22 protein-coding genes and 3 pseudogenes are annotated in these 26,515 nt (G+C 55.3%); 18 read left to right on the forward strand and 7 right to left on the reverse strand.

The window, feature by feature from the left end:
- Positions 1 to 26 precede the first annotated feature (26 nt).
- The 4 genes from ACVV26_RS06320 to ACVV26_RS06335 all read left to right on the forward strand — a co-directional run bounded on the left by ACVV26_RS06320 (position 27) and on the right by ACVV26_RS06335 (position 4,363).
- Complete coding sequence (locus ACVV26_RS06320) at positions 27 to 698, forward strand: acyltransferase (RefSeq protein ID WP_474800524.1); 672 nt, start codon at positions 27 to 29, stop codon at positions 696 to 698.
- 108 nt (positions 699 to 806) lie between these two features.
- Entirely contained in the window at positions 807 to 1,226 is a 420-nt protein-coding gene (locus ACVV26_RS06325; RefSeq protein ID WP_474800526.1) for a translesion error-prone DNA polymerase V autoproteolytic subunit, read from the forward strand.
- On the forward strand, positions 1,226 to 2,494 hold the full coding sequence (locus ACVV26_RS06330) for a Y-family DNA polymerase (protein WP_474800528.1): 1,269 nt from the start codon (positions 1,226 to 1,228) through the stop codon (positions 2,492 to 2,494). The genes ACVV26_RS06325 and ACVV26_RS06330 overlap by 1 nt, the downstream gene beginning before the upstream one ends.
- Positions 2,495 to 3,070: 576 nt before the next feature.
- Positions 3,071 to 4,363 (forward strand): sensor domain-containing diguanylate cyclase, encoded by a 1,293-nt coding sequence (locus tag ACVV26_RS06335; protein WP_474800530.1) that lies wholly within the window; start codon positions 3,071 to 3,073, stop codon positions 4,361 to 4,363.
- Here the strand turns inward: ACVV26_RS06335 and dpiA are convergent.
- Together dpiA and dpiB are read right to left on the reverse strand one after the other, a co-directional pair.
- Entirely contained in the window at positions 4,358 to 5,038 is a 681-nt protein-coding gene (dpiA, locus tag ACVV26_RS06340; RefSeq protein ID WP_474800532.1) for a two-component response regulator DpiA, read from the reverse strand. The genes ACVV26_RS06335 and dpiA overlap by 6 nt on opposite strands.
- Positions 5,007 to 6,668: a sensor histidine kinase DpiB gene (gene dpiB, locus ACVV26_RS06345; protein WP_474800534.1), complete on the reverse strand. Its 1,662-nt coding sequence runs from the start codon at positions 6,666 to 6,668 to the stop codon at positions 5,007 to 5,009. Before dpiB ends, dpiA begins: the two co-directional genes overlap by 32 nt.
- A 359-nt stretch (positions 6,669 to 7,027) precedes the next feature.
- Here dpiB and citC point away from each other — a divergent pair, with 359 nt between their 5' ends.
- The 14 genes and pseudogenes from citC to ACVV26_RS06415 all read left to right on the forward strand — a co-directional run bounded on the left by citC (position 7,028) and on the right by ACVV26_RS06415 (position 18,491).
- Positions 7,028 to 8,104 carry a [citrate (pro-3S)-lyase] ligase gene (gene citC, locus ACVV26_RS06350; protein ID WP_474800536.1) on the forward strand — a complete coding sequence of 359 codons (1,077 nt, stop codon included), beginning with the start codon at positions 7,028 to 7,030 and terminating at the stop codon, positions 8,102 to 8,104.
- The gene (gene citD / locus ACVV26_RS06355) at positions 8,101 to 8,397 is read left to right on the forward strand and encodes a citrate lyase acyl carrier protein (RefSeq protein WP_474800538.1); all 297 of its coding nucleotides are present in this window, start codon (positions 8,101 to 8,103) and stop codon (positions 8,395 to 8,397) included. The genes citC and citD overlap by 4 nt, the downstream gene beginning before the upstream one ends.
- Complete coding sequence (gene citE, locus ACVV26_RS06360; RefSeq protein ID WP_312980023.1) at positions 8,394 to 9,299, forward strand: citrate (pro-3S)-lyase subunit beta; 906 nt, start codon at positions 8,394 to 8,396, stop codon at positions 9,297 to 9,299. Before citD ends, citE begins: the two co-directional genes overlap by 4 nt.
- A gap of 4 nt (positions 9,300 to 9,303) precedes the next feature.
- A pseudogene (gene citF, locus ACVV26_RS06365) lies at positions 9,304 to 10,814 on the forward strand (citrate lyase subunit alpha).
- 3 nt (positions 10,815 to 10,817) lie between these two features.
- The gene (citX, locus tag ACVV26_RS06370; protein WP_474800540.1) at positions 10,818 to 11,348 is read left to right on the forward strand and encodes a citrate lyase holo-[acyl-carrier protein] synthase; all 531 of its coding nucleotides are present in this window, start codon (positions 10,818 to 10,820) and stop codon (positions 11,346 to 11,348) included.
- Positions 11,329 to 12,273 carry a triphosphoribosyl-dephospho-CoA synthase CitG gene (gene citG, locus ACVV26_RS06375; RefSeq protein WP_474800542.1) on the forward strand — a complete coding sequence of 315 codons (945 nt, stop codon included), beginning with the start codon at positions 11,329 to 11,331 and terminating at the stop codon, positions 12,271 to 12,273. The genes citX and citG overlap by 20 nt, the downstream gene beginning before the upstream one ends.
- The gene (locus ACVV26_RS06380) at positions 12,254 to 13,717 is read left to right on the forward strand and encodes an anion permease (protein WP_474800544.1); all 1,464 of its coding nucleotides are present in this window, start codon (positions 12,254 to 12,256) and stop codon (positions 13,715 to 13,717) included. The genes citG and ACVV26_RS06380 overlap by 20 nt, the downstream gene beginning before the upstream one ends.
- Before the next feature lie 156 nt (positions 13,718 to 13,873).
- Positions 13,874 to 14,731 (forward strand): DMT family transporter, encoded by an 858-nt coding sequence (locus ACVV26_RS06385; protein ID WP_474800546.1) that lies wholly within the window; start codon positions 13,874 to 13,876, stop codon positions 14,729 to 14,731.
- Between the two features lie 196 nt (positions 14,732 to 14,927).
- Positions 14,928 to 16,376: an anaerobic nitric oxide reductase flavorubredoxin gene (gene norV, locus ACVV26_RS06390; protein ID WP_474800548.1), complete on the forward strand. Its 1,449-nt coding sequence runs from the start codon at positions 14,928 to 14,930 to the stop codon at positions 16,374 to 16,376.
- Positions 16,373 to 17,506, forward strand: coding sequence for an NADH:flavorubredoxin reductase NorW (norW, locus tag ACVV26_RS06395; protein ID WP_474800549.1), 1,134 nt, complete (start codon positions 16,373 to 16,375; stop codon positions 17,504 to 17,506). The genes norV and norW overlap by 4 nt, the downstream gene beginning before the upstream one ends.
- 249 nt (positions 17,507 to 17,755) lie before the next feature.
- A pseudogene (locus ACVV26_RS06400) lies at positions 17,756 to 17,908 on the forward strand (Hok/Gef family protein); the annotation flags it as partial.
- Positions 17,857 to 17,967, forward strand: coding sequence for a DUF5431 family protein (locus ACVV26_RS06405; protein ID WP_312980396.1), 111 nt, complete (start codon positions 17,857 to 17,859; stop codon positions 17,965 to 17,967). The pseudogene ACVV26_RS06400 and the gene ACVV26_RS06405, both read left to right, overlap by 52 nt.
- 312 nt (positions 17,968 to 18,279) lie before the next feature.
- Positions 18,280 to 18,432 (forward strand): annotated as a pseudogene (locus tag ACVV26_RS06410) (Hok/Gef family protein); the annotation flags it as partial.
- A complete protein-coding gene (locus tag ACVV26_RS06415; RefSeq protein ID WP_474801753.1) occupies positions 18,381 to 18,491 on the forward strand; it encodes a DUF5431 family protein in 111 nt (36 codons plus the stop codon). The pseudogene ACVV26_RS06410 and the gene ACVV26_RS06415, both read left to right, overlap by 52 nt.
- Positions 18,492 to 18,624: 133 nt before the next feature.
- Here ACVV26_RS06415 and ACVV26_RS06420 read toward each other — a convergent pair whose 3' ends face one another.
- Genes ACVV26_RS06420 through ACVV26_RS06440 form a run of 5 tightly spaced genes read right to left on the reverse strand, consistent with a single transcriptional unit; the run spans position 18,625 to position 26,421 of the window.
- Entirely contained in the window at positions 18,625 to 21,207 is a 2,583-nt protein-coding gene (locus tag ACVV26_RS06420; RefSeq protein WP_474800551.1) for a hypothetical protein, read from the reverse strand.
- 34 nt (positions 21,208 to 21,241) lie between these two features.
- The gene (locus ACVV26_RS06425) at positions 21,242 to 21,841 is read right to left on the reverse strand and encodes a hypothetical protein (protein ID WP_474800553.1); all 600 of its coding nucleotides are present in this window, start codon (positions 21,839 to 21,841) and stop codon (positions 21,242 to 21,244) included.
- A 15-nt stretch (positions 21,842 to 21,856) separates the two neighbouring features.
- Positions 21,857 to 22,714, reverse strand: a complete 858-nt coding sequence (locus tag ACVV26_RS06430) for a hypothetical protein (protein WP_474800555.1) — start codon at positions 22,712 to 22,714, stop codon at positions 21,857 to 21,859.
- 16 nt (positions 22,715 to 22,730) lie between these two features.
- Positions 22,731 to 23,360, reverse strand: a complete 630-nt coding sequence (locus ACVV26_RS06435; RefSeq protein ID WP_474800557.1) for an anti-sigma factor — start codon at positions 23,358 to 23,360, stop codon at positions 22,731 to 22,733.
- Positions 23,361 to 23,385: 25 nt separating this feature from the next.
- Positions 23,386 to 26,421: an ATP-binding protein gene (locus ACVV26_RS06440; RefSeq protein WP_474800559.1), complete on the reverse strand. Its 3,036-nt coding sequence runs from the start codon at positions 26,419 to 26,421 to the stop codon at positions 23,386 to 23,388.
- Positions 26,422 to 26,515 lie beyond the last annotated feature (94 nt).

Raw genomic sequence — 26,515 nt, forward strand, 5'->3', positions numbered from 1 at the left:
CTTCTCTATATAAAGGAAATTAAATCGTGGCGCAGGATGTCGATAAATCTTTCACAATTCAAGACCAGGGAACAGGTAATTCATTTGTTTGTGGAGAACTTGAAAATAGTAAAGAGAATAACGTCCAGTTTAATGGAAACAATAATAAGTTAGTAATCGAAGATGATGTTGAATGTAGATGGCTTACTGTTGTTTTTCGTGGTGATAATAATTATGTGAAAATACACAAAAATAGTAAAGCTAAAGGAGTAATAGTCGCATCTAAAGGATCAAAGGTGACTGTTGGGCGTAGAACGACTATTGGATCTGGATTTGAAGTTGTTACTGATGGGTGTAATGTAACTATCGGCCATGATTGCATGATCGCGCGAGATGTAATTTTGCGCGCTTCAGATGGGCATCCTGTTTTCGATGCAACAAGTGGCAAAAGAGTTAACTGGGCAAAAGATATCAATATTGATAGTTATGTCTGGGTTGGCAGAAATGTATCAATAATGAAAGGTGTTAATATTGGTAGCGGCTCTGTAATCGGTTACGGAAGTATCGTTACCAAAGATGTACCTGTAATGTGTGCGGCGGCTGGTAATCCTGCAAAAATCATTAAACGTAATATTATCTGGGCGAGAACAGACAAAGCCGAGTCAATCAGTGATGACAAACGATGTTCAAGCTATCACGCCAAGCTTACCCAACAATGACCATTTGGCTCTTCAATCTCACTAATTGATAGGCCGCGCCAAATTGATCTCCTCCCGAATAAAAACTACTGTATATAAAAACAGTACAGCTTCGGGAGTCGATTTTTTATGGAATTTTACACACCAGCTGAGCTGCGCGGCATTGTCGCGTTGCCCCTCTTCGGAGACCTCGTCCAGTGCGGGTTTCCGTCTCCCGCCGCTGATTATGTCGAGCAACGCATCGATCTGAATGAACTGATTATTCAGCACCCCAGCGCGACATATTTTGTACGGGCGGCCGGTGACTCAATGGTCGAGGCTGGCATTAGTGACGGCGATTTGCTGGTGGTGGACAGTTCCAGAACGGCGGAGCATGGTGACATCGTGATCGCCGCGGTGGGCGGTGAGTTCACCGTTAAACGATTACAGCTGCGCCCGACAGTACAACTCAACCCAATGAACAGCGCCTACTCGCCGATCATGGTTGGTAGCGAGGACACCCTGGACGTTTTCGGGGTCGTGACGTATATCGTTAAATCGACAAACTGATGTTTGCCCTGGTCGATGTAAACTCGTTTTATGCATCATGCGAAACGGTGTTCAGACCCGATTTAAAAGGGCGTCCCGTCGTTGTTCTTTCGAATAACGACGGGTGCGTTATTGCCCGTAGTGCTGAGGCGAAACAAATCGGTATCACTATGGGTGAGCCGTTCTTTAAACAGCGCGATTTATTCCGGCGCTACAACGTGGCCACGTTCTCCAGCAACTACGAGCTGTATGCGGATATGTCCAACCGGGTGATGACGACGCTGGAATTAATGAGTCCACGTGTCGAAATTTATTCCATCGATGAGGCTTTTTGTGACCTGACTGGGGTGCGGAACTGCCGGAACCTGGAAGAGTTCGGGCGGGAAATCCGCGCCACGGTTTTGCAGAATACCCACCTAACTGTGGGTGTAGGCATCGCCCAGACCAAGACCCTGGCGAAACTCGCGAACCACGCAGCGAAGAAATGGCAGCGGCAGACCGGCGGCGTCGTTGATTTGTCGAACGTCGAACGCCAGCGCCGGCTGATGTCGCTCGTACCCGTTGAAGACGTCTGGGGCGTGGGGCGGCGCATCAGCAAGAAGCTGGGTGCAATGGGGATCACCAACGCATGCCAGCTTGCGGACACCTCAACATGGGTTATCAGGAAGCATTTTAATGTCGTGCTCGAGCGAACCGTGCGAGAGCTGCGCGGCGAACCCTGCCTGGAGCTGGAGGAATTCGCGCCAGCGAAACAGGAAATCGTCTGCTCCCGGTCGTTCGGTGAGCGAGTAACTGAATACGAACAGATGCATCAGGCGATATGCAATCATGCTGCGCGCGCGGCAGAGAAGCTGCGAGGCGAGCACCAGTACTGCCGCTATATTTCCGCTTTTGTTAAAACCTCGCCATTCGCCATCAACGAGCCGTATTACGGCAACAGCGTGTCCGTAAAACTTCTCACACCCACTCAGGACACCCGCGACATAATTAACGCTGCGGTGCGCTGTCTCGATAATATCTGGCGCGACGGCCACAGGTACCAGAAAGCAGGTGTTATGCTCGGTGACTTCTTCAGTCAGGGTGTGGCGCAGCTGAACCTGTTCGATGACGCGGCCCCACGGCGAAACAGCGAAAAACTTATGGAAGTGCTGGATCAGCTCAATGCCAAAGGCGGAAAGGGCACGCTGTTCTTTGCGGGGCAGGGTATCCAACAGCAGTGGCAGATGAAACGAGACATGCTTTCGCCCCGGTACACGACGCGGTTTTCGGATTTGCTCAAAGTTTGGTGACAGGGTAGATAAGGATCGCGGGATGATGAAGTGCCGGTGATATAGGTGTGTCGGATTTGTGTCGCAACTGAGACACACTGAATCCATCAATAAGAACTGCAACGACACGTAACGACACAAATCCGGGAGCGAACGCGGTAAATCTGTGTTGTTACAATGAGTTATTCCGCGCTCTACGTTCTTCTAAGCCGTGGGTCGCAGGTTCGAGTCCTGCAGGGCGCGCCATATATTTCAAAGAGTTACCACTTTCCAGTCTCTGTTAATTTCCCTTTTGTTTTCTTTTATATCGCCACATTAAAAATCAGAATAAAAAAGCCACTCCCCATTTTGTCCTTCCCTTTATCATACTAGCTTTAACGTTTCAGCTTAAAAATCAACCAGGTGCATTAAACGATACAGGATGTATTGATAACTGGGTTAAATAATTACTATTTTTCAAATTCACCTTATCAATGTTTGCTACTTTCTCTGGCAACTAACCTGTATCTTTAGATCCTCTTAACACTGACCAGCCTGCGTTTGAGTGCCTTTAAAGTATGCGGATAAATAACCATGAATGATGGAAAGAGACAGTCTGTGCCTGACGTTGATGAAAAACATCTCTTAGATTTACTCCATCACAATTCCGATTGGGTCTGGGAAGTGGATGCTCAGGGGCGGTACACCTGGGTTTCAGGTGTCGTGCATGATTTGCTGGGCTATGAGCCGGGTTATGTCATTGGACGTACACCTTTCGATTTTATGCCGCCAGGGGAAGCGGAACGCGTTGCGGGTGCTTTTGGCGAGATTGTCGCCCAGCAGCGTGCGTTTTCCGGCCTGGTCAACCGCAATATGCGCGCCGATGGCCAAATTGTGGTACTGGAAACCAGCGGTATTCCGCTGTTTAACGATAAAGGCGAGTTAACCGGCTATCGCGGCATCGACAGAAATATTTCCAATCTCGGCGAGCGCGTAATGCAGCTTGAAACCATCTATGATACGACGCCCGTTGCGCTGTGCATGCTGGATCTGGATGGACGGCTGGTGATGTCCAACAAGGCCATGAACGGTTTACTGGCTATTTCGCAGGACGAGGCGACCGACAGCCACCTGGGGCGTTTAATGCCCGACGTATGGCAGCAGTTTCAGGATGATTTCATCATGGCAGAGTCCGGCGTGGACATCCCGGGGCGAGAAATTATCTGGCGTGACCGCTGTTACGATACCCAACCTGTCGCCTTATATAACGCCAGCAATCGCGTCGTAGGGTTGTCGGTGACATGGGTGGATATCACTGCGCGTCGGGAAGCGGAGCAGAAGCTGGCGGGCGCCAACCAGGTGCTGCAACAATATGCCCAGCGCGATCATTTAACCGGCCTGTATAACCGCCGTTATATGGATGAATGCCTGATTAATGAAATCAGCCATGCCGTCGACAACGGTTTCCCACTGTCGGTGTGCCTGGCAGATATCGATTATTTTAAACGGTACAACGACAACTACGGACATCAGTCTGGCGACAATTGCCTACGCGCGGTGGCCAAAGCCCTGGTGTCATCCCGGCGGCGTCCCGAAGATAATGTTAGCCGTTACGGCGGTGAAGAGTTTTTGGTGATTTTGCCGCGCACTGACCAGGAGGAGGCGCTGGCGGAAGCGGAACGCCTGCGTGAAAACATCAACGCCCTGAATCTGCCGCATGTCGCCAGTCCGACAGGTTATCTCACCATCAGTATTGGCGTAACGACGCTGTATGCCTGTAAATCGCTGTCGCTGGATATGCCGCTGCATATGATTGCCAGCGGTCTGATCCATCAGGCAGATACCGCGCTGTATGCCGCTAAAAATCGTGGGCGCAATCAGGTGGTGGCGATGCCGGACAACGCCTCATAACGCCCGATAGGTCCGCTGCGGGCGTCCCACTTTGCCATAAATAATCTCCGCCACAACTTGCTGGCGGCTGGCAGCGAACTCCAGATAACGGCGGGCGGTGGTGCGGCTCAGTTTCAGTTCATCCGCCACCGTTTCTGCGGTATGGCGCGCCAGCGGGTCAGCAAAGAGCCCCTGGACTTTCGCCAGGGTCAACGCATCAATACCTGGCGGTAGCGCTTCTTTTTGCTCTCCCCGCGCATAGGCGTTAAACATATCGTCGATTTGCCGCTGGCTGGCGCTGGCATGGCTGGCGAGCAGGGCGCAACGCTGCTGGAAACGACTCAGGGTTTGCCCAAGCCGCTCATAGGCGATGGGCTTGACCAGATAATCAAACACGCCGCAGCGCACGGCTTCCGACACGGTATCCATATCGCTTGCCGCAGTGGTAAAAACCACGCCGCCCGTATAGCGGGCCTGGGAAAGTTCATGCAGCAGCGTGACCCCTTTGCCGTCGGGTAAATAATTATCCAGCAAGATCAGCGCCGGTTTGAAGCGGGTAATCATCTCCCTGGCCTGCGCCAGATTGCCGGCCAGCCATACCGTCCTGCAGCCGGGAAAGTGGCGGATAAATTCGGCATGCATTTCTGCGAGCGGCGTTTCGTCCTCAACTATTAAAATCGTCAGAGATTGTTCCATTACTCTTTTTCACTTTCGGTATAAAAACGGAAAACAACGCGCCGCAGGGTGGGTTATCCTCGAAGGTAATCACCCCGCCGCAGCGATGAACAAAACTGGCAACAAGATAAAGCCCGATGCCGTGCTCGCCGGGCGCATCGGTTTTGGTGCTGACGCCCTGTTGGAAAAGGGTCTGGCACAGCGCGTCCGGTACACCGCATCCCCGATCGGCCACCTCAATAATCACATCATTGCCTTCATCGCTCAGATACAGCTCTACAGTTTTATCACTCTGAGGGTTATTCAGGCTCGCTTCAAACGCGTTATCCAGCAGGTTACCGACGATTGCGGCAAATTCAGTGCTATCCATTCCTTGTGGGAGTTGATGCAGTACGCTGCCAGGCACCAGCGTTAACATCAGCCCCAACTCGCGCGCCCGTTGGCATTTGCCGAACAGCAGTCCCGCCACCTGACGATCGTCAACCGCCTCGCGTAAGCGGTCGATGAGCTGCTGCTGCGCCTCGGATTCGCCTTGCACCATCGCCTGCACCCGATCGTACTCTTTCATTTGCAACAGGCCGTTGAGGGTGGACATCCAGTTAAGGTGCTCATGGCGTAGAGTCCTGAGGCTCTCAACGTACTGTTTTATTTGCGTCAATTGCGCGTTCAACGCGCTGATTTCATCTTTGCTGCGAAAGCTGATGATCGCGCCTAACAGCGCGTTCTGGTAGCGGATCGCGCCGCGATTGGCAATAACGCTTAACCCATTAAACGTGCACATCACGTCCTGGCGCTGTTCTTCAATCGTGTCGGTAAAAAAGCCGCAAGGATTGACCACATCGCCGATATAGCGCCCGAGCCACTGGCGGCCCGGAGAGGCTAAGCCGAGCATTTTACGCGCATTACGGTTGATTGCCGTAATCATCCCATCGGGATCGACAGCGATAAGCCCTTCGAAAACCGAACCAAACAGCGCCTCCTGCTGACGCACGACCCGGGCGATTTGCTGTGGTTCCATGCCGAGCATCTGGCGACGAATATGCGCGGCGAACAACCACGACAGCAGCATCAAAATAATCAGAATGACAACAAACACACCGGCTAACGGCAGGAGAAAATCCAGCCGCCAGCTATTGATTTTGCTGACTAAATAGCCCAGCGACACCACGCCTATTACCTGTTGGTGCTCGTCAAAAATCGGTGTTTTAGCGCGCATCGCCATGCCGATAGACCCTTCGCCGGTAATAAAATAGCTTTCGCCTTTCTCCAGCGCGCCGGGCTTAGTCCATTGCATGGGATAGCCAATTTTGGCCGGATTAGGATGGTAAAGACGAACAGAGTGGCGGTCGCCGATCACCACATAATCGAAATCGGAGCCGGTGGACAGCTTGCCAATGATTTGCCTCAACCGACGGGTATCGCGGTGTTTTACCGCGTCGATAACGCTGTCGTTGGAGGCGATAATTCTGGCCTGATTCATCGCCATACCGCGCACGTGCTCAGTCAGATAGTCTTCAAAGCTGGCGGAGAGATATTTACCCAACGCGCTGATTAACAGCGTGGACACCAACAGTAATAAAAGAAATATCCGTAATGGAAAAGCCAGACGGCGAAAAAAACGTAACACGCTAACTTCTTTTTTCCCGGTCATGATAATTCCTTTTAAGTACCGAACCCGGGCAGGTGCCGAATATAGGTTATCAGATTGTTTCTTTATAATGCTCAGACACCGGATTATCGTTGCAGATTGCCGATATTAAATCAATTAAACAAATAAAAACCATGAGGCGCGTTGGATGAAATTTAATTAACCAAATAAAAACCATAAAGTCTATTTTAATCCTTGGGTGCTTTGTGAAATATATCAAAATTCAGATTTTGAATAGTGCGTACCCTTTGTCTGTATTCCACACTGTCAACGGAAATGCCTGCGTGACCGGTTTTTCTATTATTGCAGCAGTTAATTAACATTCATTTTCATCCTTATTCATGGCGCAGGGACGTAGACCTATGTTTGGCAATACCGTGTTTACACGGGTGAAGCGTAACGAAAATAAGAAAATCGCCGGGATAACGCAATTCCTCCGGGAAAACGATTTGAGTATCGATACCACGGTGGAGATATTTATTACGGCAACGCGTAACGACCGTCTTATCGCCTGCGGTGGTTTAGCCGGAAATATTATCAAATGCGTCGCTATCGATGAGTCGGTGCGTGGGGAAGGTTTATCGCTCACGCTGGCGACCGAATTAATTAATTTGGCCTATGAACGTTTTTGCACCCAGTTATTTATCTATACCAAAAGCCAGAATGAAGCGCTGTTTAAGCAGTGTGGTTTTTTTACCCTGGCGCGGGTACCGGGTGTGATGGTGTTGATGGAAAATAATGCCACCCGCCTGCAACAGTACGCCAGCTATCTCACCACGTTGCGCCGCGTCGGTGACAAAATCGGCTGCATCGTCATGAACGCCAACCCGTTTACCCGCGGTCATCGTTACCTGGTGCAACAGGCGGCGGCGCAATGCGACTGGCTGCATCTGTTTTTAGTCAAAGAAGACACGTCCCGTTTCCCTTACGAAGACCGGCTGGCGCTGGTACGCGCCGGGACGGCAGATATTGAAAAACTTACCGTGCATCGCGGCTCGGAATATCTCATCTCCCGCGCCACGTTTCCGTGCTACTTCATCAAAGAACAAAGCGTCATTAACCACTGCTACACCGAAATCGATCTGCAAATTTTCCGCAATCACCTTGCTCCCGCGCTGGGTATCACTCATCGCTTTGTCGGTACTGAACCGTTTTGCAAGGTGACCGCCCGCTACAACGCCGATATGCGGCGCATTCTCCAGGATCCGGCCAATCCCGCGCCGCCCATCCAACTGGTAGAGATAGAGCGGTTGCACTATCACGGCATTGCAATTTCCGCCTCCTGGGTACGCAAGCTGCTGGTAAAGCAAGATTTCGCGACCATCGAGCTGCTGGTTCCCGACGCCACCGCCCACTATTTACGACGCATGTTGCCTGACACCGACCTGCGTTCGTCTGCGCTTAAAACCGAATCCGCATTAACTACAGGTGAACCATGAAAATTAGCCGTCCCGCCGTCGCCGGCACGCTGGAGTCCGGAGATGTGATGGCGCGCATCGCGCCCCTCGACTCGCACGACATCGAACTGCAAATCAACAGCAGCGTGGAAAAACAGTTTGGCACCGCCATTCGCACCACCGTCCTTGAAATCCTGGCGCGCTATCAGGTACGCGGCGTTCAGGTGTTTATTGATGATAAAGGCGCACTGGATTGTGTTTTACGCGCGCGTCTGGAAACGCTGCTGGCGCGCGCCGGGGAAATCGAGGCTTTGCCCTGGGAGGCGCGCCCATGAAACTGACTGCCGAACAACGTAAATCCCGCACCCGCCGCAGCATGCTGTTCGTCCCGGGCGCCAATGCCGCCATGGTCAGCAACGCGTTTATCTATCATGCCGATGCGCTGATGTTCGATCTGGAAGACTCGGTGATCCTGCGTGAAAAAGATGCCGCCCGCCGCCTGGTTTTCCACGCCCTACAGCACCCGCTGTATCAGGACGTGGAAACCATTGTGCGGGTAAATGCGCTGGATTCTGATTACGGCGTGGCGGATCTGGAAGCCGTGGTGCGCGGCGGCGTGGATATTGTGCGCCTGCCGAAAACCGATACCGCCCAGGACGTGATTGATATCGAAAACCACATCGCGCGTATTGAAGCGGAATGCGGCCGCGAACCCGGCAGTACCGGCCTGCTGGCCGCCATCGAATCACCGCAGGGCATTACCCAGGCGGTCGCCATCGCCCATGCCTCGCCGCGCCTGATCGGCATTGCACTGGGAGCAGAAGATTATGTACGCAACTTGCGCACTGAACGCTCGCCGGAGGGCACAGAACTGCTGTTCGCCCGCTGCGCTATTCTCCAGGCGGCCCGCGCCGCAGGCATTCAGGCTTTCGATACCGTTTATTCCGATGCCAACAACGAAGCCGGTTTCCTGCGTGAAGCCGCGCACATCAAGCAATTGGGTTTCGACGGCAAATCGCTAATCAACCCGCGCCAAATCGAACTGCTGCACAACCTGTATGCCCCGACACAGCAGGAGGCGGATCACGCCCGGCGCGTGGTGGACGCCGCTGAAGCCGCGGCGCGTGAAGGGCTGGGCGTGGTATCGCTCAACGGCAAGATGGTGGACAGCCCGGTCATTGAGCGGGCGCGTCTGGTGCTGTCCCGGGCAGCGCTTTCCGGTATTCGTGAGGAGTAACAACATGCATCAAACCACACAACGGCAGACGCGGGTTAGCGCAGGGAAGGGCGACCATCCAGCATTTCAGCCTGCCTCTAAGCTCAATCTGCAAACCCAGAAGCCGCGCGACAAAAAACTATGCGCCACCCTGCAGGAGGCCATTCGCCGTTCAGGATTGCAGGACGGGATGACCATCTCCTTCCACCATGCCTTTCGCGGCGGCGATTTGACCCTGAATCTGGTGATGGATGCCATTGCCGGAATGGGATTTAAAAACCTGACGCTGGCGTCCAGTTCCCTCAGTGATTGCCACGCGCCGCTGGTCGAGCATATTCGCAATAACGTGGTGAGCCGGATTTACACCTCCGGTCTGCGTGGGCCGCTGGCGGAGGAGATCTCCCGGGGTTTACTCGCCGAGCCGGTGCAGATCCACTCTCACGGCGGCCGTGTGCAACTGGTGAACAGCGGCGAGCTGGCGATTGACGTGGCGTTTCTCGGCGTGCCGTCCTGCGACCCGTACGGCAACGCCAATGGCTACACCGGCAAAGCCTGCTGCGGCTCGCTGGGCTACGCCAAAGTGGATGCGGAACACGCCCGTCAGGTGGTGCTGCTGACCGAAGCGCTACTGCCGTATCCGCACCATCCCGCCAGCATCGCCCAGGATTGCGTCGACCTGATCGTGCAGATTGAACAGGTCGGCGATGCCGACAAAATCGGCGCGGACGCCACCCGCATGACGTCGAACCCGCGCGAGCTGCTGATTGCCCGCCATGCGGCAGATGTCGTAGTGAATTCCGGCTACTTCAAACCCGGATTTTCGCTGCAAACCGGCACCGGCGGGGCATCGCTGGCGGTGACGCGCTTTCTGGAAGACAAAATGCGCAGCCGCAACGTCTACGCCGATTTCGCGCTGGGCGGCATTACCTCCACCATGGTCGATCTGCACGAAAAGGGATTGATCAAAAAGCTGCTCGATGTTCAGAGCTTTGACCGTGCCGCCGCCGAGTCGCTGGCGCGCAATCCCAACCACATAGAAATCAGCGCTAACCAGTACGCCAACTGGGGTTCCAAAGGCGCAAGCGTTGACCGGCTCGACGTGGTGGTGCTGAGCGCGCTGGAAATCGACACCCAGTTTAACGTCAACGTACTGACCGGCTCCGACGGCGTACTGCGCGGCGCATCCGGCGGTCACTGCGATACAGCCGTCGCAGCGGCGCTGTCGATTATCGTCGCGCCGCTGGTGCGCGGGCGTATTCCCACCTTGGTGGATCGCGTGACACCTGCGTCACGCCGGGCTCCAGCGTCGATATCCTGGTGACCGACCACGGCATTGCTGTCAATCCGGCGCGCCCTGAACTGGCGGATTGCCTGAAACAGGCCGGGCTGCGCGTCGTGACCATCGAATGGCTGCGGGAAAGGGCGCGCATCCTGACCGGCGATCCCTGTCCGATTGCCTTTACCGAGCGGGTTATCGCCGTGGTGCGCTACCGCGACGGTTCGGTGATCGACGTGGTTCATCAGGTGAAGGCGTAGACGATGGCGCACTCTGCGGATCGTGCCATAACGCTGCCGGAACTGCTGGCCAGCCGGGATGCGCGCCAGGCGCGGCAAGTGGCCTGGCTTAGGCAACATGGCGTGACGCTGATTTCCTTTACCGTGGTGGCACCTGGGCCTGTGAAAGACAGCGATCTCACCCGGCGGCTTTTTAGTCACGGTCTTCAGGCGCTGGAGAATATGGCGCGCGACGCTGGTTGGCCAATTATCACCCAGGCATCCTTTGCCTTAATCACCGGCCCCGAAGCCTTGATGGCGGTAAACGGCCCGGCGCAAACGGTGAAACGCGCGGCAATCGCGCTGGAGCAGGCGCACCGGCTGGGGCGTCTGTGGGATATCGACGTGTTAACGCCGCACGGCGACATCCTGTCCCGCCAGCAGTTTTCCCTGCCACCCCGAACCTGCCTGGTGTGTTCTCGCGCCGCAGCGCTGTGCGCCCGCGAAAAATCCCACTCGCTTGCCGAACTGCTGGCCCATATGGAGATGCGCCTGAATGAAGCCGAACACGCTTGAGTACCAGGTCATTGCGCCGCACATCGCCGCGTATTACAGCGACTGCGCCTGGCGCGCCATGCTGGCGGAGGTAAATTTATCGCCCAAACCTGGCCTGGTGGACCGTTACAACAGCGGGGCGCACAAGGACATGGCGTTGGAGGATTTTTACCGCAGCGCGGACGCCATTCGCCTGTGGTTGCCGCGCTTTGTGGAAATGGGCGCATGCAGCGCCGGACTGCCAGAGAACGCGGTGTTAGCTGCGATCCGCCCAATCGGTCTGGCCTGCGAAGCGGCAATGTTCCGCGCCACCGCCGGGGTGAACACCCATAAAGGCAGTATTTTCTCGCTGGGGTTGCTGTGCGCGGCGGCGGGGCGATTAACCCAGCAGCAGCAGCCGGTCACGCCAGAAGCGCTGTGCCGCCAGGCTGCGGGGTTTTGTGAAGGGATCACTTCACGCGAGCTGGTTCAACACAACGCCGGACAAACGGCGGGGCAGCGGCTCTATTTGCAGCTTGGCCTGCCCGGTGCGCGTGGCGAAGCCGAGGCCGGGTTCCCGCTGGTGCGCGACCATGCGTTACCTCATTACCACGCACTGAACGCGCAGGGCATTGATCCTGAACTGGCGCTACTCGACACGCTGCTGGTGCTGATGGCGCGCAATGGCGACACCAATGTGGCCTCGCGCGGCGGCGCGGATGGCCTGCACTGGCTGCAACAGCGGGCTATCGCGTTGCTGCGTCAGGGCGGTATCCGCCGCGCAGGCGACCTCCACGCGCTCACTGAGTTTGATAACGCCTGTATTGCCCGCCATCTCAGCCCCGGCGGCAGCGCCGATCTGCTTATCGTCACCTGGTTTTTAGCTGAAATTTCAAACGTTCATTTTCAATCACTTACAAGCACAAGCTTTTCATGGAGAAACAGCGATGACTGCTTCAAAAGATAAAATATGGAAATTACTGGCCCCGCTGGTGGTAATGGGCATCATGTTGCTCATTCCGGTCCCGGACGGTATGCCGCCGCAGGCATGGCACTACTTTGCCGTATTTGTGGCAATGATTGTCGGGATGATCCTCGAGCCTATCCCGGCGACGGCGATCAGCTTTATCGCCGTGACGATTTGCGTTATTGGCAGCGATTACCTGCTGTTTGATGCCAGCGAACTGGCCGACCCGAAATTCGACGCCGGCAAGCAGGCGCTGAAGTGGGGGCTGGCGGGGTTCTCCAGCACCACGGTGTGGCTGGTGTTCGGGGCGTTTATATTCGCGCTGGGCTATGAAGTGACCGGTCTGGGGCGGCGTATCGCGCTGTTTATGGTCAAGTTTATGGGCAAACGCACCCTGACGCTCGGCTACGCCATCGTGATTATCGATATCCTGCTGGCACCGTTCACCCCGTCGAATACCGCGCGTACCGGCGGCACCGTGTTCCCGGTAATCAAAAACCTGCCGCCGCTGTTTAACTCCCATCCCAACGACTCGTCATCGCGCCGCATCGGCGGCTACCTGATGTGGATGATGGTGATCAGTACCAGCCTCAGCTCCTCAATGTTCGTTACCGGCGCGGCGCCGAACGTGCTGGGTCTTGAGTTCGTCAGTAAAATCGCCGGGATTCAGATTAGCTGGCTGACCTGGTTTTTGAGCTTCTTACCGGTGGGCATCATTCTGCTGATCGTCGCCCCGTGGCTGTCTTATGTGCTGTATAAACCGGAAGTGACCCACAGTGCGGAGGTTTCCAGTTGGGCCAGCGGCGCGCTGAAAGAGATGGGCGCGTTGACCCAGAAAGAGATCACCCTGATTGGCCTGGTATTACTGAGCCTTGCGCTGTGGGTGTTCGGCGGTGAAGCTATCGACGCCACGGCGGTGGGCTTGTTGGCGGTATCGTTAATGCTGGCCCTGCACGTGGTGCCGTGGAAAGAGATCACCAAATACCACAGCGCCTGGAACACCCTGGTGAACCTGGCGACGCTGGTGGTGATGGCTAACGGACTGACCCGTTCCGGCTTTATCGACTGGTTTGCGAAAACCATGAGCACCCATCTGGAAGGGTTTTCGCCCACCGGTACGGTGGTTGCGCTGGTTCTGGTGTTTTACTTTGCGCACTACCTGTTCGCCAGCCTGTCAGCCCATACCGCGACCATGCTGCCGGTGATCCTGGCGGTGGGTAAAGGGATACCCGGCGTGCCAATGGAGCATCTGTGTATCCTGCTGGTACTGTCTATCGGCATCATGGGTTGCCTGACGCCGTATGCCACCGGACCTGGTGTGATCATCTACGGCTGTGGCTATGTGAAGTCCAAAGATTACTGGCGGCTCGGCGCGATTTTTGGGGTGATTTATATCTCAATGCTGATGCTGGTCGGCTGGCCGATTCTGGCGCTCTGGAACTAATATCCGTCTTATTGATAAGCGCCTCGTTGGGGCGCTTTTTTCTGCGTTTAACCACCCCCCAATCTTTTCCCCTGCGTGAAGTGGTTCAGGTTAGCGGAATGTTATAAAGTCGAAAGCTTGTTTGACTGACTTTACTTATTCCAGGGAGCATGACCCATGAACCGGCAGCGGCAAGCCGATCTGTTTTTAGTCTTAACCACGTTTATTGCCGCCTGCGGCTGGATTTTTTCTAAAGAAGCGATTGCCGGAATGCCGGTGTTTGCGTTTCTCGGCGTGCGGTTTTTCTTCGCCTCACTGGTGCTGTTGCCGTTTTGTCGTGGCCAACATATCCCGCGCCACCAGTGGCGGCAGGTGCTGATCAGCGGATTGTGGATGGCGCTCACCATGTGCCTGTGGATCTACTCGGTATCCAGTACCCCGTCGCTGGGCGAAGGGGCGTTTATTATGAGCCTCGCTATGCTGTTTGTGCCGCTGACGGCGTGGGTGATGATGCGGGTGCGCCCGGCGCGGGCTTACTGGGAGTGCCTGCCAGTAGCGGTGATAGGGCTGGCGCTGTTAAGCCTGCACAGCCCGGTGTCGTTCCATCCCAGCCAGGGTTGGTTTTTACTGACGGCGCTGGTGCAGTCGATCTCGTTTTGCTACACCAGCCGCTGCGCCCGTGAGGTGCCGTTAATCCCACTCACCACGGCACAGTTGATGATCACCGGTATTGTTGGGCTGGGTATTTCCGCCGGGTTCGAGCACATAACCCAACCCTTTGATCTGTCTATTGCGCTGTGGGTGCTGGCCAGTATTTTTATCGCCACAAGCCTGCGTTTCGCGTTGCAGCTTCAGGGGCAAAAATACGCCGCCGTCGCCAGCGCCGCCCTGATTATGGTGCTGGAGCCGCTGTTTACCGTTATCGCTGCCGGGATTTGGTATGGCGAGCGTTTACCCACGCAGAAAATTATCGGCGGGGTTCTGATTCTGCTCGCCCAAATCTGGTTCCGCTGGCGGATGATTAACCGTCTCTAAACGTCCTTCCCGAAAACAGTCATTTTGACAATAAAGTTAGTCAAAATGACTGCCTTCCTGATAGTCATTTTAACATTCTTAATCATCATAAAATTAGATAAAATATTTAAAATCATATTCTTATAAAGTTGGCACGCAACTTGATATATGAGCCATATCGCATTCGAATTTAATTTCATGAACACAAGAGGTTGATATGGCTATTCTGGTTAAGAACAACATTTCCTGGGTTGGACAGCGTGACTGGGAAGTTCGCGATTTTCACGGCACCGAATACAAAACGCTGCGCGGTAGCAGCTACAACAGCTATCTCATCCGTGAAGAAAAAAACGTACTGATCGATACTGTCGATCACAAATTTAGCCGCGAGTTCGTGCAGAACCTGCGCAGCGAAATTGATCTGGCAGATATCGATTACATCATCATCAACCATGCGGAAGAAGACCACGCAGGCGCGTTGACCGAGCTGATGATGCAGATCCCGGATACCCCAATCTACTGCACCGCCAACGCTATCGATTCCATTAACGGGCACCACCACCATCCGGAATGGAATTTCCACGTGGTGAAAACCGGTGATTCCCTGGATATCGGCAACGGCAAACAGCTGATCTTCGTTGAAACCCCGATGCTGCACTGGCCGGACAGCATGATGACCTATATGACTGGCGATGCGGTGTTGTTCAGTAACGATGCCTTCGGTCAGCACTACTGCGACGAACGCCTGTTTAACGACGAAGTGGATCAGACTGAGCTGTTCGAACAGTGCCAGCGCTACTACGCCAATATCCTGACGCCGTTCAGCCGTCTGGTCACGCCGAAAATCACTGAAATCCTCGGCTTCAACCTGCCGGTGGATATGATCGCCACGTCCCACGGCGTGGTCTGGCGTGAAAACCCGACCCAGATCGTCGAGCTGTACCTGAAATGGGCGGCGGATTACCAGGAAGACCGCATCACAATATTCTACGACACCATGTCTAACAACACCCGCATGATGGCGGACGCTATCGCCCAGGGCATCAACGAAGTAGACCCGGTGGTGGCAGTGAAAATTTTCAACGTGGCGCGTAGCGATAAAAACGAAATCCTGACTAACGTATTCCGTTCAAAAGGCGTGCTGGTGGGTACCTCCACCATGAACAATGTGATGATGCCGAAAATCGCCGGTCTGGTGGAAGAGATGACCGGTCTGCGTTTTCGTAACAAACGCGCCAGCGCATTCGGTTCTCACGGCTGGAGTGGTGGTGCGGTGGACCGTCTGTCTACGCGCTTGCAGGATGCCGGTTTCGAAATGTCCCTGAGCCTGAAAGCCAAATGGCGTCCGGATGTGGATGCTCTGGAACTGTGCCGTCAGCATGGCCGCGACATTGCCCGCCAGTGGGCGCTCGCACCGCTGCCGGAAACCACGGTGAAAGCGCAACCGAAGCAGGATGATGACAACAGCGCCGCCGCCGCAGCTGCCGACCTCGGCCCCTGCATGCAGTGCAGCGTCTGCCAGTGGATTTACGATCCAGCCGTTGGCGAACCGATGCAGGATGTCCAGCCGGGGACGCCGTGGAGCGATGTACCGGATAACTTCCTGTGTCCGGAATGTTCACTGGGTAAAGACGTGTTCGACGAGCTGGCAATGGAGGCGGTATGAGCCACGGGATTGTGATTATCGGGTCGGGCTTCGCGGCCCGGCAGTTGGTCAAAAATCTGCGTAAACAGGACGGCCAGGTGTCAATCACCGTGATTGCCGCCGACAGTATCGACGAATACAACAAGCCTGATCTCAGCCACGTCATCAGCCTGCGCCAGCGCGCGGACGAGATGACGCGCCAGTCGGCGGGCGAGTTCGCCGAGCAATACAACGTGCGCCTGTTCCCGTACACCTGGATCAAAGAGATCGATGCCGCCGCCCGTCTGGTGAAAAGCACTGATAACCAGTGGTGTTACGACAAACTGGTACTGGCGACCGGGGCCAGCGCGTTTATCCCGCCGGTGAACGGGCGTGAGCAGATGCTGACGCTCAACAGCCAGTTGGAGTATCGCGCCTGCGAGTCGCAGTTGTTTGATGCGCGCCGGGTATTGATTGTCGGCGGTGGCCTGATTGGCAGCGAACTGGCGATGGATTTCACCCGCGCGGGCAAATCTGTGACGCTGGTGGATAACGCGTCCAGCATTCTGGCGTCGCTGATGCCACCGGAAGTGAGCAGCCGCCTGCAACATCGCTTAACGGATATGGGCGTGCATCTGTTGTTGAAATCGCAGTTGCAGTCTCTGGAACAAACCTCGGGAGGTATTCGCGCCACCTTCGATCGCGAACGCCAGGTCGAGGTGGATGCGGTGATTGCCGCGACCGGCTTACGCCCGGAAACCGCGCTGGCCCGCAGCGCCGGGGTAGAGGTGAATCGCGGGATCGTGGTGGACAATACGCTGAAAACCAGTCATCCGGATATCTACGCGTTGGGCGACTGTGCGGAAATCGACGGTCAGTTACTGCCTTTTCTGCAACCGATCCAGATTAGCGCCATGACGCTGGCGAAAAACCTGCTCGGCGGCAACGCGCCGCTGAAACTGCCCGCCATGCTGGTCAAAGTCAAAACGCCGGAGTTACCGCTGCATCTGGCTGGCGAAACCCGCCGCAGCGATCTGAACTGGCACATTTCTACCGAAGCCCAGGGTATGGTGGCGAAAGGCGTGGATGCCGAAGGCCAGCTACGTGCTTTTGTGGTGAGTGAAGACAAGATGAAAGAAGCCTTTGCGTTGCTGAAGGCCTTGTCTGCGTAACGTATTAACCCTCATTTTTCAACGCACAGGGAGGTGCGATGTCAGTGGTTTAGCACTTTTTTGCCCCGTTGCCCCGGGGCGTTTTTGTTTCAGATTTTCTTAATATTTTCCGGGATAACGTGCGGCTTATAGTAGCGGCGGCGCTTGAGGTTTTTTGCCTCATTAACGCAGGGTAGTGAAGTGGTGTTGTGCGGCAGAAAGAAGAAAGCCTCGAAGGTAATTTTTCAATTAACCAACGAGGCTACCTGCATGCATGAACAACATCAGGATAGCCTCTTACCTGTCGCAAGACAAGGAGAAGAAAGCATGAAACTGCCGCGAAACGCCCTGATCTGGTGTGTATTTATGGTGTGTTTGACACTATTGATATTCACGTATCTGACGCGAAGTTCGCTCTGCGAACTGAGGGTGAAAGACGGAAGCAGGGAGGTCGCTGCGTTACTGGCTTACGAATCTGGTAAGTAGCACCTGGAGGCGGGGGAAACCCCGCCTTTTCAGGCTGGTGTAGTCAGGCATACCAACAGCGTCTTTTAACAGGGCTGTCAGTGTTTCGCTGGCAGCCCTTTTCTTTTTTTGCCACACCAAAGCGCCGCCTTCTGGACGCATATCTCTTTCAGAAAATCTCAATACTGCGGGCGAACGTAGGAGGCATATAGTAGCGGCGGCGCTTGAGGTTTTTTGCCTCATTAACGCAGGGTAGTGAAGTGGTGTTGTGCGGCAGAAAGAAGAAAGCCCCGAAGGTAATTTTTCAATTAACCAACGAGGCTACCTGCATGCATAGACAACATCAGGATAGCCTCTTACCTGTCGCAAGACAAGGAGAAGAAAGCATGAAACTGCCGCGAAACGCCCTGATCTGGTGTGTATTTATGGTGTGTTTGACACTGTTGATATTCACGTATCTGACGCGAAGTTCGCTCTGCGAACTGAGGGTGAAAGACGGAAGCAGGGAGGTCGCTGCGTTACTGGCTTACGAATCTGGTAAGTAGCACCTGGAGGCGGGGGAAACCCGGCCTTTTCAGGCTGGTGTGGTCAGGCATGCCAACAGCGTCTTTTAACAGGGCTGTCAGTGTTTCGCTGGCAGCCCATTTCTTTAAAAGCGATACGGGAAATTCAGATTATTTCAACTCCAGCACCTGATGGTTATCGGTTCGATTTTCCGCCAGTTCGTCTGCATTTGCCGCCGTGACCAGGCTTATCTGGTGTGGCGCAGTGGCTTTGGCAAATACCCGATGCCCTTTCTGATTCACCGCCAGGCGTAAGCGCAGGCGTTTTACTTCGCTATCAACGGAGGACAGCGTGCCCTGTTGCGCCAGCGGCGACTGGGTATATAGCAATTCGAAAATCCCCTCCCGCTGTGGGCCCAGTTCAAACCACTCTTCATAGCGGCTATTCATGGCTAAGCCCACCAGGAACGATCCGGCTCGGGCGCGGCCCACGTTAAAGGCGAATCCGGCTTCGCCCATGCTCTGCTGCCGCGTATGGTTAATCACTTTAGTGACGCCACCAGGACGCAAATCCAGCAGCCCGAGCGCCACGCCGGTTTTGGCGGTCGGCTGATAGGGGGCGTCAGGGTTGCTGCTGAGCGGTGCATGAATATGCAGCGTAGGGGTATCGTTGCCAAAACGGTCGGCCATTCTGGTGAATATCAGCGCATTTTCACCCTCGTCGGCCAGGCCCCACAGGCGAGAGATCCACAGCGAACGGCTGGAATTGCCCGCCAGCAGGATATGTATCTGCTCCGGCAGGGGGATAAATGCCTGGCCGAGCGCGGCGATAAACTTATCAATACCCAGGGCGATGCGTTGCTCAAGATATTCCGCCAGTTCGCCATACGGGATCACGAAGTCGCAGCTGACTTTTTCTCCCGCCCGGTTGAACAGGTCCACCGTGCAGGTTTTATCTTCAATATCCGGCTCGGCGGTACAGGGTGTTTCCCAGAATGGACGCAGTTCGCTGATCAGCAACATAGTATTGCTGTAGGCCGCCTGGGTTTTCTCAAGATAAATTTCCGAACCCGGGAACGGATCGGCATCCAGCGGCCGGGTAAAGGCGATTTGGTATTTCTGGCACAAATCGAGGTTATTACGAAAAACCCGATAGGCCATATTTTCCAGCAGATTTTCGCCGCCCAAAAATTTGTCACCCGCCGGGGCGAAATGCTCAAATACCCGCTCGAAGCCCTCGTCCTCCTCGTCTTCTGAAGGGTGGCGGTAGTAGCCGAAATCAAAATCGGTAGTACCACCGCCAAAATCAAAGACTGCATAGGCGGCACCCTGTTCGCCGGGTTGGATAGCCAGGGCATCCAGCGCGCACACCGCATAGGCGGCGGGCTCGCTGGCTAACTCTTCGACGCTAAACGCGTTAAGAAACTCCGGCTGCGCCACCAGCGTTGGCGGCAGGCTGCGCTGCAATCCACGTTTAAAGCTGGCAAGAATTTTTTCTTTTACCTCGCGCGGATACTCCACCGGAAAGGTCATGAAATATTCCAGCGAGATCCCGCGCCCGCGCCAGTTGATGGTCATACCTAAAAACCAGGCGTAAAGCTCAATGGGATCGAAGGGATAATCACCGCTAACGTCCAGCCACTCTCCGCGCGTCGGGTTATTTTGGGTGAGCGGCGCGAGAGTGTGTTCGCACTGCTGCTGGTCGGTAAAGACCACCTGATGATCGCTGGACTGGCGCAGCGCCCACTGTTTCAGCCGGGTTAAAATACTGCTGACGGTATAGATATCGCTCTGGTTATCGCGCAGTTTCGCCTGTGCCTCGTGAGAACAGTGCACCATTTCCCAGCGCACGCCGGGACGGTAGGCCTCATCGGTCCATTCGCTTAACAATGCCTGCAAATCGATGATTTCCAACACCGTCGGGTTTTCAAAATGATGCGGTTCGATGCGCTCATAGAAATCACGCACGCCGATGCGCATTAATTCTTTGCGGCCGTTTTCGGTTTCATAAGCCACCACGGTGCTGCTGGTGCCGAAATCGATGGCGACGCAGCCGGGGCGGATATCCCGCGCCGGATCGCGCGGACGAATGTTCAGGGCTTCAAGGGCATTGGCGTCCTGCCCCCACATTTCCCACATCCCTTTATTGATATCGGTAAAGGTGAGGGGATCGATTTTCGGCAGGCGGTTTACCTGGTAATCCAGTTCCACCAGCGTGGTATTCAGATGATCTTCCCAGCCATCCAGCCAGTTGCGGCCAGGCTCGCTAAGGGAACTCAACCTGACCGGCATATCGATCAGAATATCCGCGAACACCTGTTTCGTGACGGATGCGCAAGGGATGGAGGGATACTCACGCCCCGGATTGGCGGTAGGGTTATTGAGATCGAGATCGATAAACCCTTCCACGACGTTAAACGCGTATTTGTCCCGCAGACGGTTATTTTCGCCCTGGCGCAGCGGGTTTTTGCGGTTTTTGGCAAACAGCAGCATTTCGTTGCGGGTCGGCACGCGCCAGCCTTTGAGCCCCAGCCAGCGCAACTCACTGCAGAACGCCTGGTTCTCCTCGACCAGCCCCGGCGGGTAGTAGCGATTATCATGCGTCCAGAGCAGCAGCCGATCGTCCTTCGCCTGCACCAGCCATTTCATCTGCTCGCCATCAACGAGTATGCCAAACGTCTCTTTGCTTTTTAGCTCTGTCCAGAAGGTATCAACCAGCCCCAGCCAGGCGCGTTCCTGCAGTTTTTCCAGCATGTTTCTTCTCTTCGTATCCATCTTTATCTGATTATCACAACTGCACCAGGGGCTTACGAACGCGCTTACCCGCGCTATTAATCAGCCCAGGCAGCCAAAGCGCGGCGATGGTGTCGCCCTGGCCGACGCCGTTATGGATTTCATAGTTATACGCACTGGCGGCGGCCACGGTTTCGAGTTCCGCCAGCCGGTCGATCCACAGCCGGTTATGCAGCGAAAGGGCGTAATCCAGGAGTTGTTGTTCAGCGTCGTTAACCGGCGCGGCGCGGGATTTCGCCCGTTCGGAGAGCACGTCCCACAGGCGTTCGATGCGATCCCAATGGCTGGCGATGACGATCACCTGCTGGAACTGCTCGGCCTCGCCGTCGGGGAGGGGGCGGCGCAGCCATTTCTCCTGGAGCTCGGGATCGTTTTTCACTATCGCGATGATGCCCCGCAGCGGTTGCAGGGCGTCAGATATCGGCTCCGGCGCGGGCTCGTTTATCGGCGGCGCGGCTGGCAGGGGCTCTGGCGATGTCTCACTCAACTGACGCCAGGCGTGCTGCAACTGCTGTTGCACTTCGTCAACGATAAGCCCGGCGAGCCAGGCACGAAATTCAGGATCGGTGTGTAAATCTTTAAAGGGCGATGTCATGAGTCGTCGGCTCTCTTAATCTTCCAGCAACGGTTCCATTTCCGGGCGCACCGTCAAATAACCCACCTCAACAAATTTGCGCGCCATGGCTTTGATTTGCTGCCGATGGCGGAACGGGCTTTGTTGAAAGCTGCGCTTTTTAATTGCCAACGCGCTTTTGTTGGGTTCCGGCCAGGGGCTTGAGATACCGGGTAATGTCAGGCTGCCCAGCAGCATCGCCATATCGCTTGGGCTGACTTTTTGCCAGAAGTGCGCGAAGAACAGCGGCATAAACTGGGCGATGGCGGCCTCATCCAGTTCGTCAGCGTGAAGCAGATTGGCTTCATAGTGGGCGCGCGCTTTATTCCAGCTTGCCTGCTGTTGCTCAAGGTTCTGCTGGCAGGTTTTTAACGCCTCTTTCAGTGCCAGGTTTTCCTGCTGCTCCTGCTGGAGCTGCTGTACCAGAGCTTCCTGAGTCCGCGAGGCCGCCTCAAGCTGGTGGGATTTAACCGACCCGTCATGATTCATCAGCTGTTTCCACAACAGCGGCAACAGGTGATGGCAAATCTGTTCCGGCGCTTTGCTCAACGGAGCGCAGGCTGCGGCGCTGGCAAGCCACGGACCTAGCGGCAATACCATCACCGGAATGTTCGCTACGGCATCAAGCAACTGCGGCAGCCACGGCTGGTATTGCGGCTGGTACAGCACCACAATCTGCTCCGCCGGGCTCCATTCCAGACGTTCGGTCAGTTCACCCAGCGCGTCCGCCAGTTGGGCAGGCTGGGCACAATCGAGGCTCTCTTCGCCTTTGAGCGGATAAACGGCCCAGCCTTCCGGGGTACGGCAAAAACAGCTAAAGCGTTGCTGGTCGAGAAAAATAGCGTAATGGCTCATCAATTCAGTCCCGGCGTTATTCGGCATCGGCGCGCTGGGCGCGCAGGCTGGCGACGATCTCTTCCCGGGACAGTCCGTCCGGCATATCGGCTTCGGCAGAGGCCAGCCAGGCCTCCACGCGCTCGCTGTCATACCGATCCAGTTCGTCGTCGAGATAATCGCGGATCAGGGTAAAGTCGTTGGTTTTGCCCATCAGGTTAAGGACGCGCTCGGCGGTAAAAAACTCCGGCTTTTGCGCCACCAGCACCATCAGGCTAATCGCCGAATCCATGCTGAAGGATTTGTATTCGGTCAGGCCCTGGGCAATCACGCCCGCGCTGGCGGCGATTTTCTGTTCTTTACTCCATTTGCCTTCCAGGCCCGGCTTCACCTCAAAGTTTTTAATCACCTGAGAATATTCATCGAACGTCGCGAACGCGTCCGGCGTAATTCCCATTTCTGCGGCAGCCAGCACTTTTTCGCCGTGTTTCTCCGGGGACTGATCCGGGCGAAGTATATCCAGCGCGATCCCGATGACCTGCACCACGGCGCTTATCGCGCGCACGATTTCAGGCGTGGTCGCAATTTTCAGCACCGTGCTGGCGACGCTCGCCACAAAACTGCCGATGCTCGACAGCGCCGAACCGATTGAACTAAAAAATCCCATAGCCACTCCTTGTTGTTTAAAAACACTATTTTTTGGTCATATCGTTAACCCGGGCGGCTAACGCGTCGAAATCCAGCGCTTCTGGCGCGATATCGATAAATTTCAATAGCTCAGCCAGCCGACGCGGCATTTTTTCTTGCACAGCATGCGGGGGAAGATCGGTGTTATCCAGCGTCCAGGCCACCATCGCCTGGGGTAAATCGGGCTCGCAGGCATTCAGCGCCTGAAGCTGTCCGACGATGCGTACCAGCTGTTTATTCAGTGACGCGCCCGGCGGCAGTTGCCGTGCCAGCGTCATCAGCCGCGACAGGTTGCCGAGCTGCTGGCTATAAGCGATAAACGCCTGCGGATCGTCAAAGTCGGTATGCGCCGCGAGCTGTGGGAACAGCCGGGCGCGTTGCGGCCACCATTGCTGAAGACCCCGGTCAGCGATGAGGCGTTCATCTATCGGCTGCCCGGTGGTATTGGCGTTGGGTTTGATCTGCGTGAGCACCGCGCCGTGCCAGCCGCCGCCGTAAATCACCGCCTGGCCCGTCTGGAGCGACGGCAGGAAGTTTTTCTGCTCATCGCTTAACGACATGGTGTCGCCAATGACGTCACGATCGTCTGCAGAAAACAGCCGGTGAACGATTTTGGTATTGGTATTTTTGATGACGTCCGGGATCAGTTTGTTGGGGATTTGATCGGCGATGATCAAACCTTCGCCATATTTACGCACCTCGGCCAACAGGTTGCTGAACATCTCTACGCCGAGTTTTTTACTACCGCCTTCCCCCGGCTCCGGCTTCGCCAGCAGGCGGTGCGCTTCTTCAATCAGCGTTAAATGGCGGTAGCCTGGCTCGCGTAAATAACGCTGTTTAATGGTTTCGGCGAGGCGAGTGACGATCAGCGCCATCAGCAGGGATTTGTCGTTCTCATCCTTGATTTCATCAAGTTCGAAAACCACTTTTTTATCCAGCAGCGCATCGAAATCAATAGAATGGCGGGCGTTGAGCATTCGACTTTTGGTGCCCTTAGTGAGATCGGTAAGCCGCGCCACCAGCGAGCCACGGTATTTCTCCTCAAACTCTTTGCCCATGCCTTTGGATTCGATAACCGAATCCAGTTCGCGGATCATATCGCTAAAATTAGGCCACGCGCCGCTGTTCAGGGCGAACGGTGCATCAATCAACAGGTTTTGGTTGCTGAAGATATCCCAGCCTTTGCGCTCATAGGCCTGAATAATCGCCTCTGCCACGATCATTGGCATCGCCGCCTCCATCGGGAATACCGCATTGAGGGCGTTTTTCAGGATATCGATATGCCCGGTGAGCGTCTCTTTCGACGACACCAGTTCAAACGGGTTCAGGCGAAACGGCGTGATGTCTTCCCGGCCCAGGCAGTAATACTCCACGTCGGGATTTTTCTGGTACAGCTCGCGGTACTCGGTCTTAGCGGGTTCAATCACCAGAAACGGCAGCCCGGACTCCAGCAGGAGTTTCATGCAGCTGGTGGTTTTGCCGGAGCCGGTGACGCCAGTAATAAAAATGTGTTTATTCAGCTCGGATTTATCCAGCGTCAGCGGTTTAAACGCCAGGGTCTGTCCATGCTGGATCACCTGGCCGAGCGTCAGTTGTTGTTGCTCAGCGAGGGTGGGCGGATTAAGCGCGAAATCGACGCATTTACGGATTTTCAGCCCCGCCAGCTCTTTATCCGGCAAGCCCATCAGCAGGGAGATTTCCTGGCTGTTCAACCAGGTCGAACACTGGGTGCGCCCGTGTCTGGCGCTGACCAGTGAGTAAATGGCTTCGCTGTAAGGATGTTCCGCGCCGGTCGCCGCATCGGCCAGTTGCAGCAGTTGCCCGAGGTGCGCCGCGCCGTGCTGCAAACGGTGCACGCGCAACGGCGTCAGGGTTGGGTTATTGCCCTGGAAAATTGACCGCACGCTGGCGCTCAGCCGTTCATACACTGCGTTTGTATTGGCGGCCAGAAACAGCGAGGTTTTAAACATCCCTTTGCTGTTGCCCTGGCGAAAGCGTGAAATTTGCGTCTCGCCTAAATGCTTCAGCAACTCTTCGTAGCCTTTGTTGATCTCCTCGCGGGTTACTGCCTGGCCATCGCCGGAGGTGGTGGCGTCGCTGGTGCCTTCATTGCTGCCGACGCTTTCCGAGTCGCTGGTTCCTGTGGCCTGGGATTTGTTGGTCGACGAGGTGGTGGTCGTGCCGCTGCTGGTCCCCTTACTGTGATTGGTGCCTTTATTATCGTAGCTGGAGCTGGTGCCTTTACTGGAGCCGTGGTTTTCATTGACGCCGACGCTTTTAGCCCGGCTGTCTCCGTCGCTCTGTGTGAGGGTAATACTGGTTCCGCTGGTTTTGGTGAGGTTATGGCCTGTGCTGCGGGTATGTTGCTCGCTCTGGTTTTGCGAGATCTGCACCGAATATTTCATTTGTGAGGAGAGCTGGGTCGACAGGTCGTAAATTTGCTCAATGATCTGCTCCACTTCCTCTGCGCTGCCCGGTTTGCAGGCGATAATCATTCGCCAGCTTTCACCCGCCAGGCCGTTAACCAACCGCTCAACGCCCTGAAATTCCTCATCCCCCAGCCGGGTTTCTTCTTCATTCAGCGAGGGGACGCCCGTCACCACGCCAAGCCGCTTCATTGATAACAGCGAGGTTATCGGGGTGATGTCCTGGGGTTTAACCGCCGCCAGCTTCGCGCCGAGTAAATTACTGCTAAAGGCACGCTCGAGCTTAATACCGATATCGTGGACCACGCCGTTATCGTTGCTCGCCACGCCGATATAAAAATGAATGCCCTCGCCGTCGCTGAGCAGCATATACAGCAGCGTCGCGCGTGAATCGCTCATATTGGCGATCACATTGCTCATGGCCAGGCGGTGAACCGCGGCCTTTTCATCGGTCATCTCTTCGATGCGGTAAAAACGGTATTCGGTGAGGCGCTCATCCTCCCGCATAGATTCGGGAGCGAGCTGAAAGTGGATGCGGTTCCAGTGACCTACGTTTAATTCGCTCAGGCGAAAACGCGCCTGAAGCTCCGTAATGGTGGTGTGCTTGTCAGTCATGCGTAACGGGTCCATCCCAAATGAGTCAACAGCGCCTGTGTGTTTAATTCGTTGTCATCGCAGGCATTCAATACCCTGGCGTTAATCCGAATAA

The sequence above is a fragment of the Atlantibacter sp. MEI4A-1023 genome (assembly GCF_056155425.1).

Excerpts from the sequence above, each read along its gene's own strand:
- ACVV26_RS06325 (WP_474800526.1), top strand. The coding sequence starts at position 807 with ATGGAATTTTACACACCAGCTGAGCTGCGCGGCATTGTCGCGTTGCCC.
- ACVV26_RS06330 (WP_474800528.1), top strand. The coding sequence starts at position 1,226 with ATGTTTGCCCTGGTCGATGTAAACTCGTTTTATGCATCATGCGAAACG.
- dpiA (WP_474800532.1), bottom strand. The coding sequence starts at position 5,038 with ATGGAACAATCTCTGACGATTTTAATAGTTGAGGACGAAACGCCGCTC.
- dpiB (WP_474800534.1), bottom strand. The coding sequence starts at position 6,668 with ATGACCGGGAAAAAAGAAGTTAGCGTGTTACGTTTTTTTCGCCGTCTG.
- citC (WP_474800536.1), top strand. The coding sequence starts at position 7,028 with ATGTTTGGCAATACCGTGTTTACACGGGTGAAGCGTAACGAAAATAAG.
- citD (WP_474800538.1), top strand. The coding sequence starts at position 8,101 with ATGAAAATTAGCCGTCCCGCCGTCGCCGGCACGCTGGAGTCCGGAGAT.
- citE (WP_312980023.1), top strand. The coding sequence starts at position 8,394 with ATGAAACTGACTGCCGAACAACGTAAATCCCGCACCCGCCGCAGCATG.
- citX (WP_474800540.1), top strand. The coding sequence starts at position 10,818 with ATGGCGCACTCTGCGGATCGTGCCATAACGCTGCCGGAACTGCTGGCC.
- citG (WP_474800542.1), top strand. The coding sequence starts at position 11,329 with ATGAAGCCGAACACGCTTGAGTACCAGGTCATTGCGCCGCACATCGCC.
- ACVV26_RS06380 (WP_474800544.1), top strand. The coding sequence starts at position 12,254 with ATGACTGCTTCAAAAGATAAAATATGGAAATTACTGGCCCCGCTGGTG.
- ACVV26_RS06385 (WP_474800546.1), top strand. The coding sequence starts at position 13,874 with ATGAACCGGCAGCGGCAAGCCGATCTGTTTTTAGTCTTAACCACGTTT.
- norV (WP_474800548.1), top strand. The coding sequence starts at position 14,928 with ATGGCTATTCTGGTTAAGAACAACATTTCCTGGGTTGGACAGCGTGAC.
- norW (WP_474800549.1), top strand. The coding sequence starts at position 16,373 with ATGAGCCACGGGATTGTGATTATCGGGTCGGGCTTCGCGGCCCGGCAG.
- ACVV26_RS06420 (WP_474800551.1), bottom strand. The coding sequence starts at position 21,207 with ATGCTGGAAAAACTGCAGGAACGCGCCTGGCTGGGGCTGGTTGATACC.
- ACVV26_RS06425 (WP_474800553.1), bottom strand. The coding sequence starts at position 21,841 with ATGACATCGCCCTTTAAAGATTTACACACCGATCCTGAATTTCGTGCC.
- ACVV26_RS06430 (WP_474800555.1), bottom strand. The coding sequence starts at position 22,714 with ATGAGCCATTACGCTATTTTTCTCGACCAGCAACGCTTTAGCTGTTTT.
- ACVV26_RS06435 (WP_474800557.1), bottom strand. The coding sequence starts at position 23,360 with ATGGGATTTTTTAGTTCAATCGGTTCGGCGCTGTCGAGCATCGGCAGT.
- ACVV26_RS06440 (WP_474800559.1), bottom strand. The coding sequence starts at position 26,421 with ATGACTGACAAGCACACCACCATTACGGAGCTTCAGGCGCGTTTTCGC.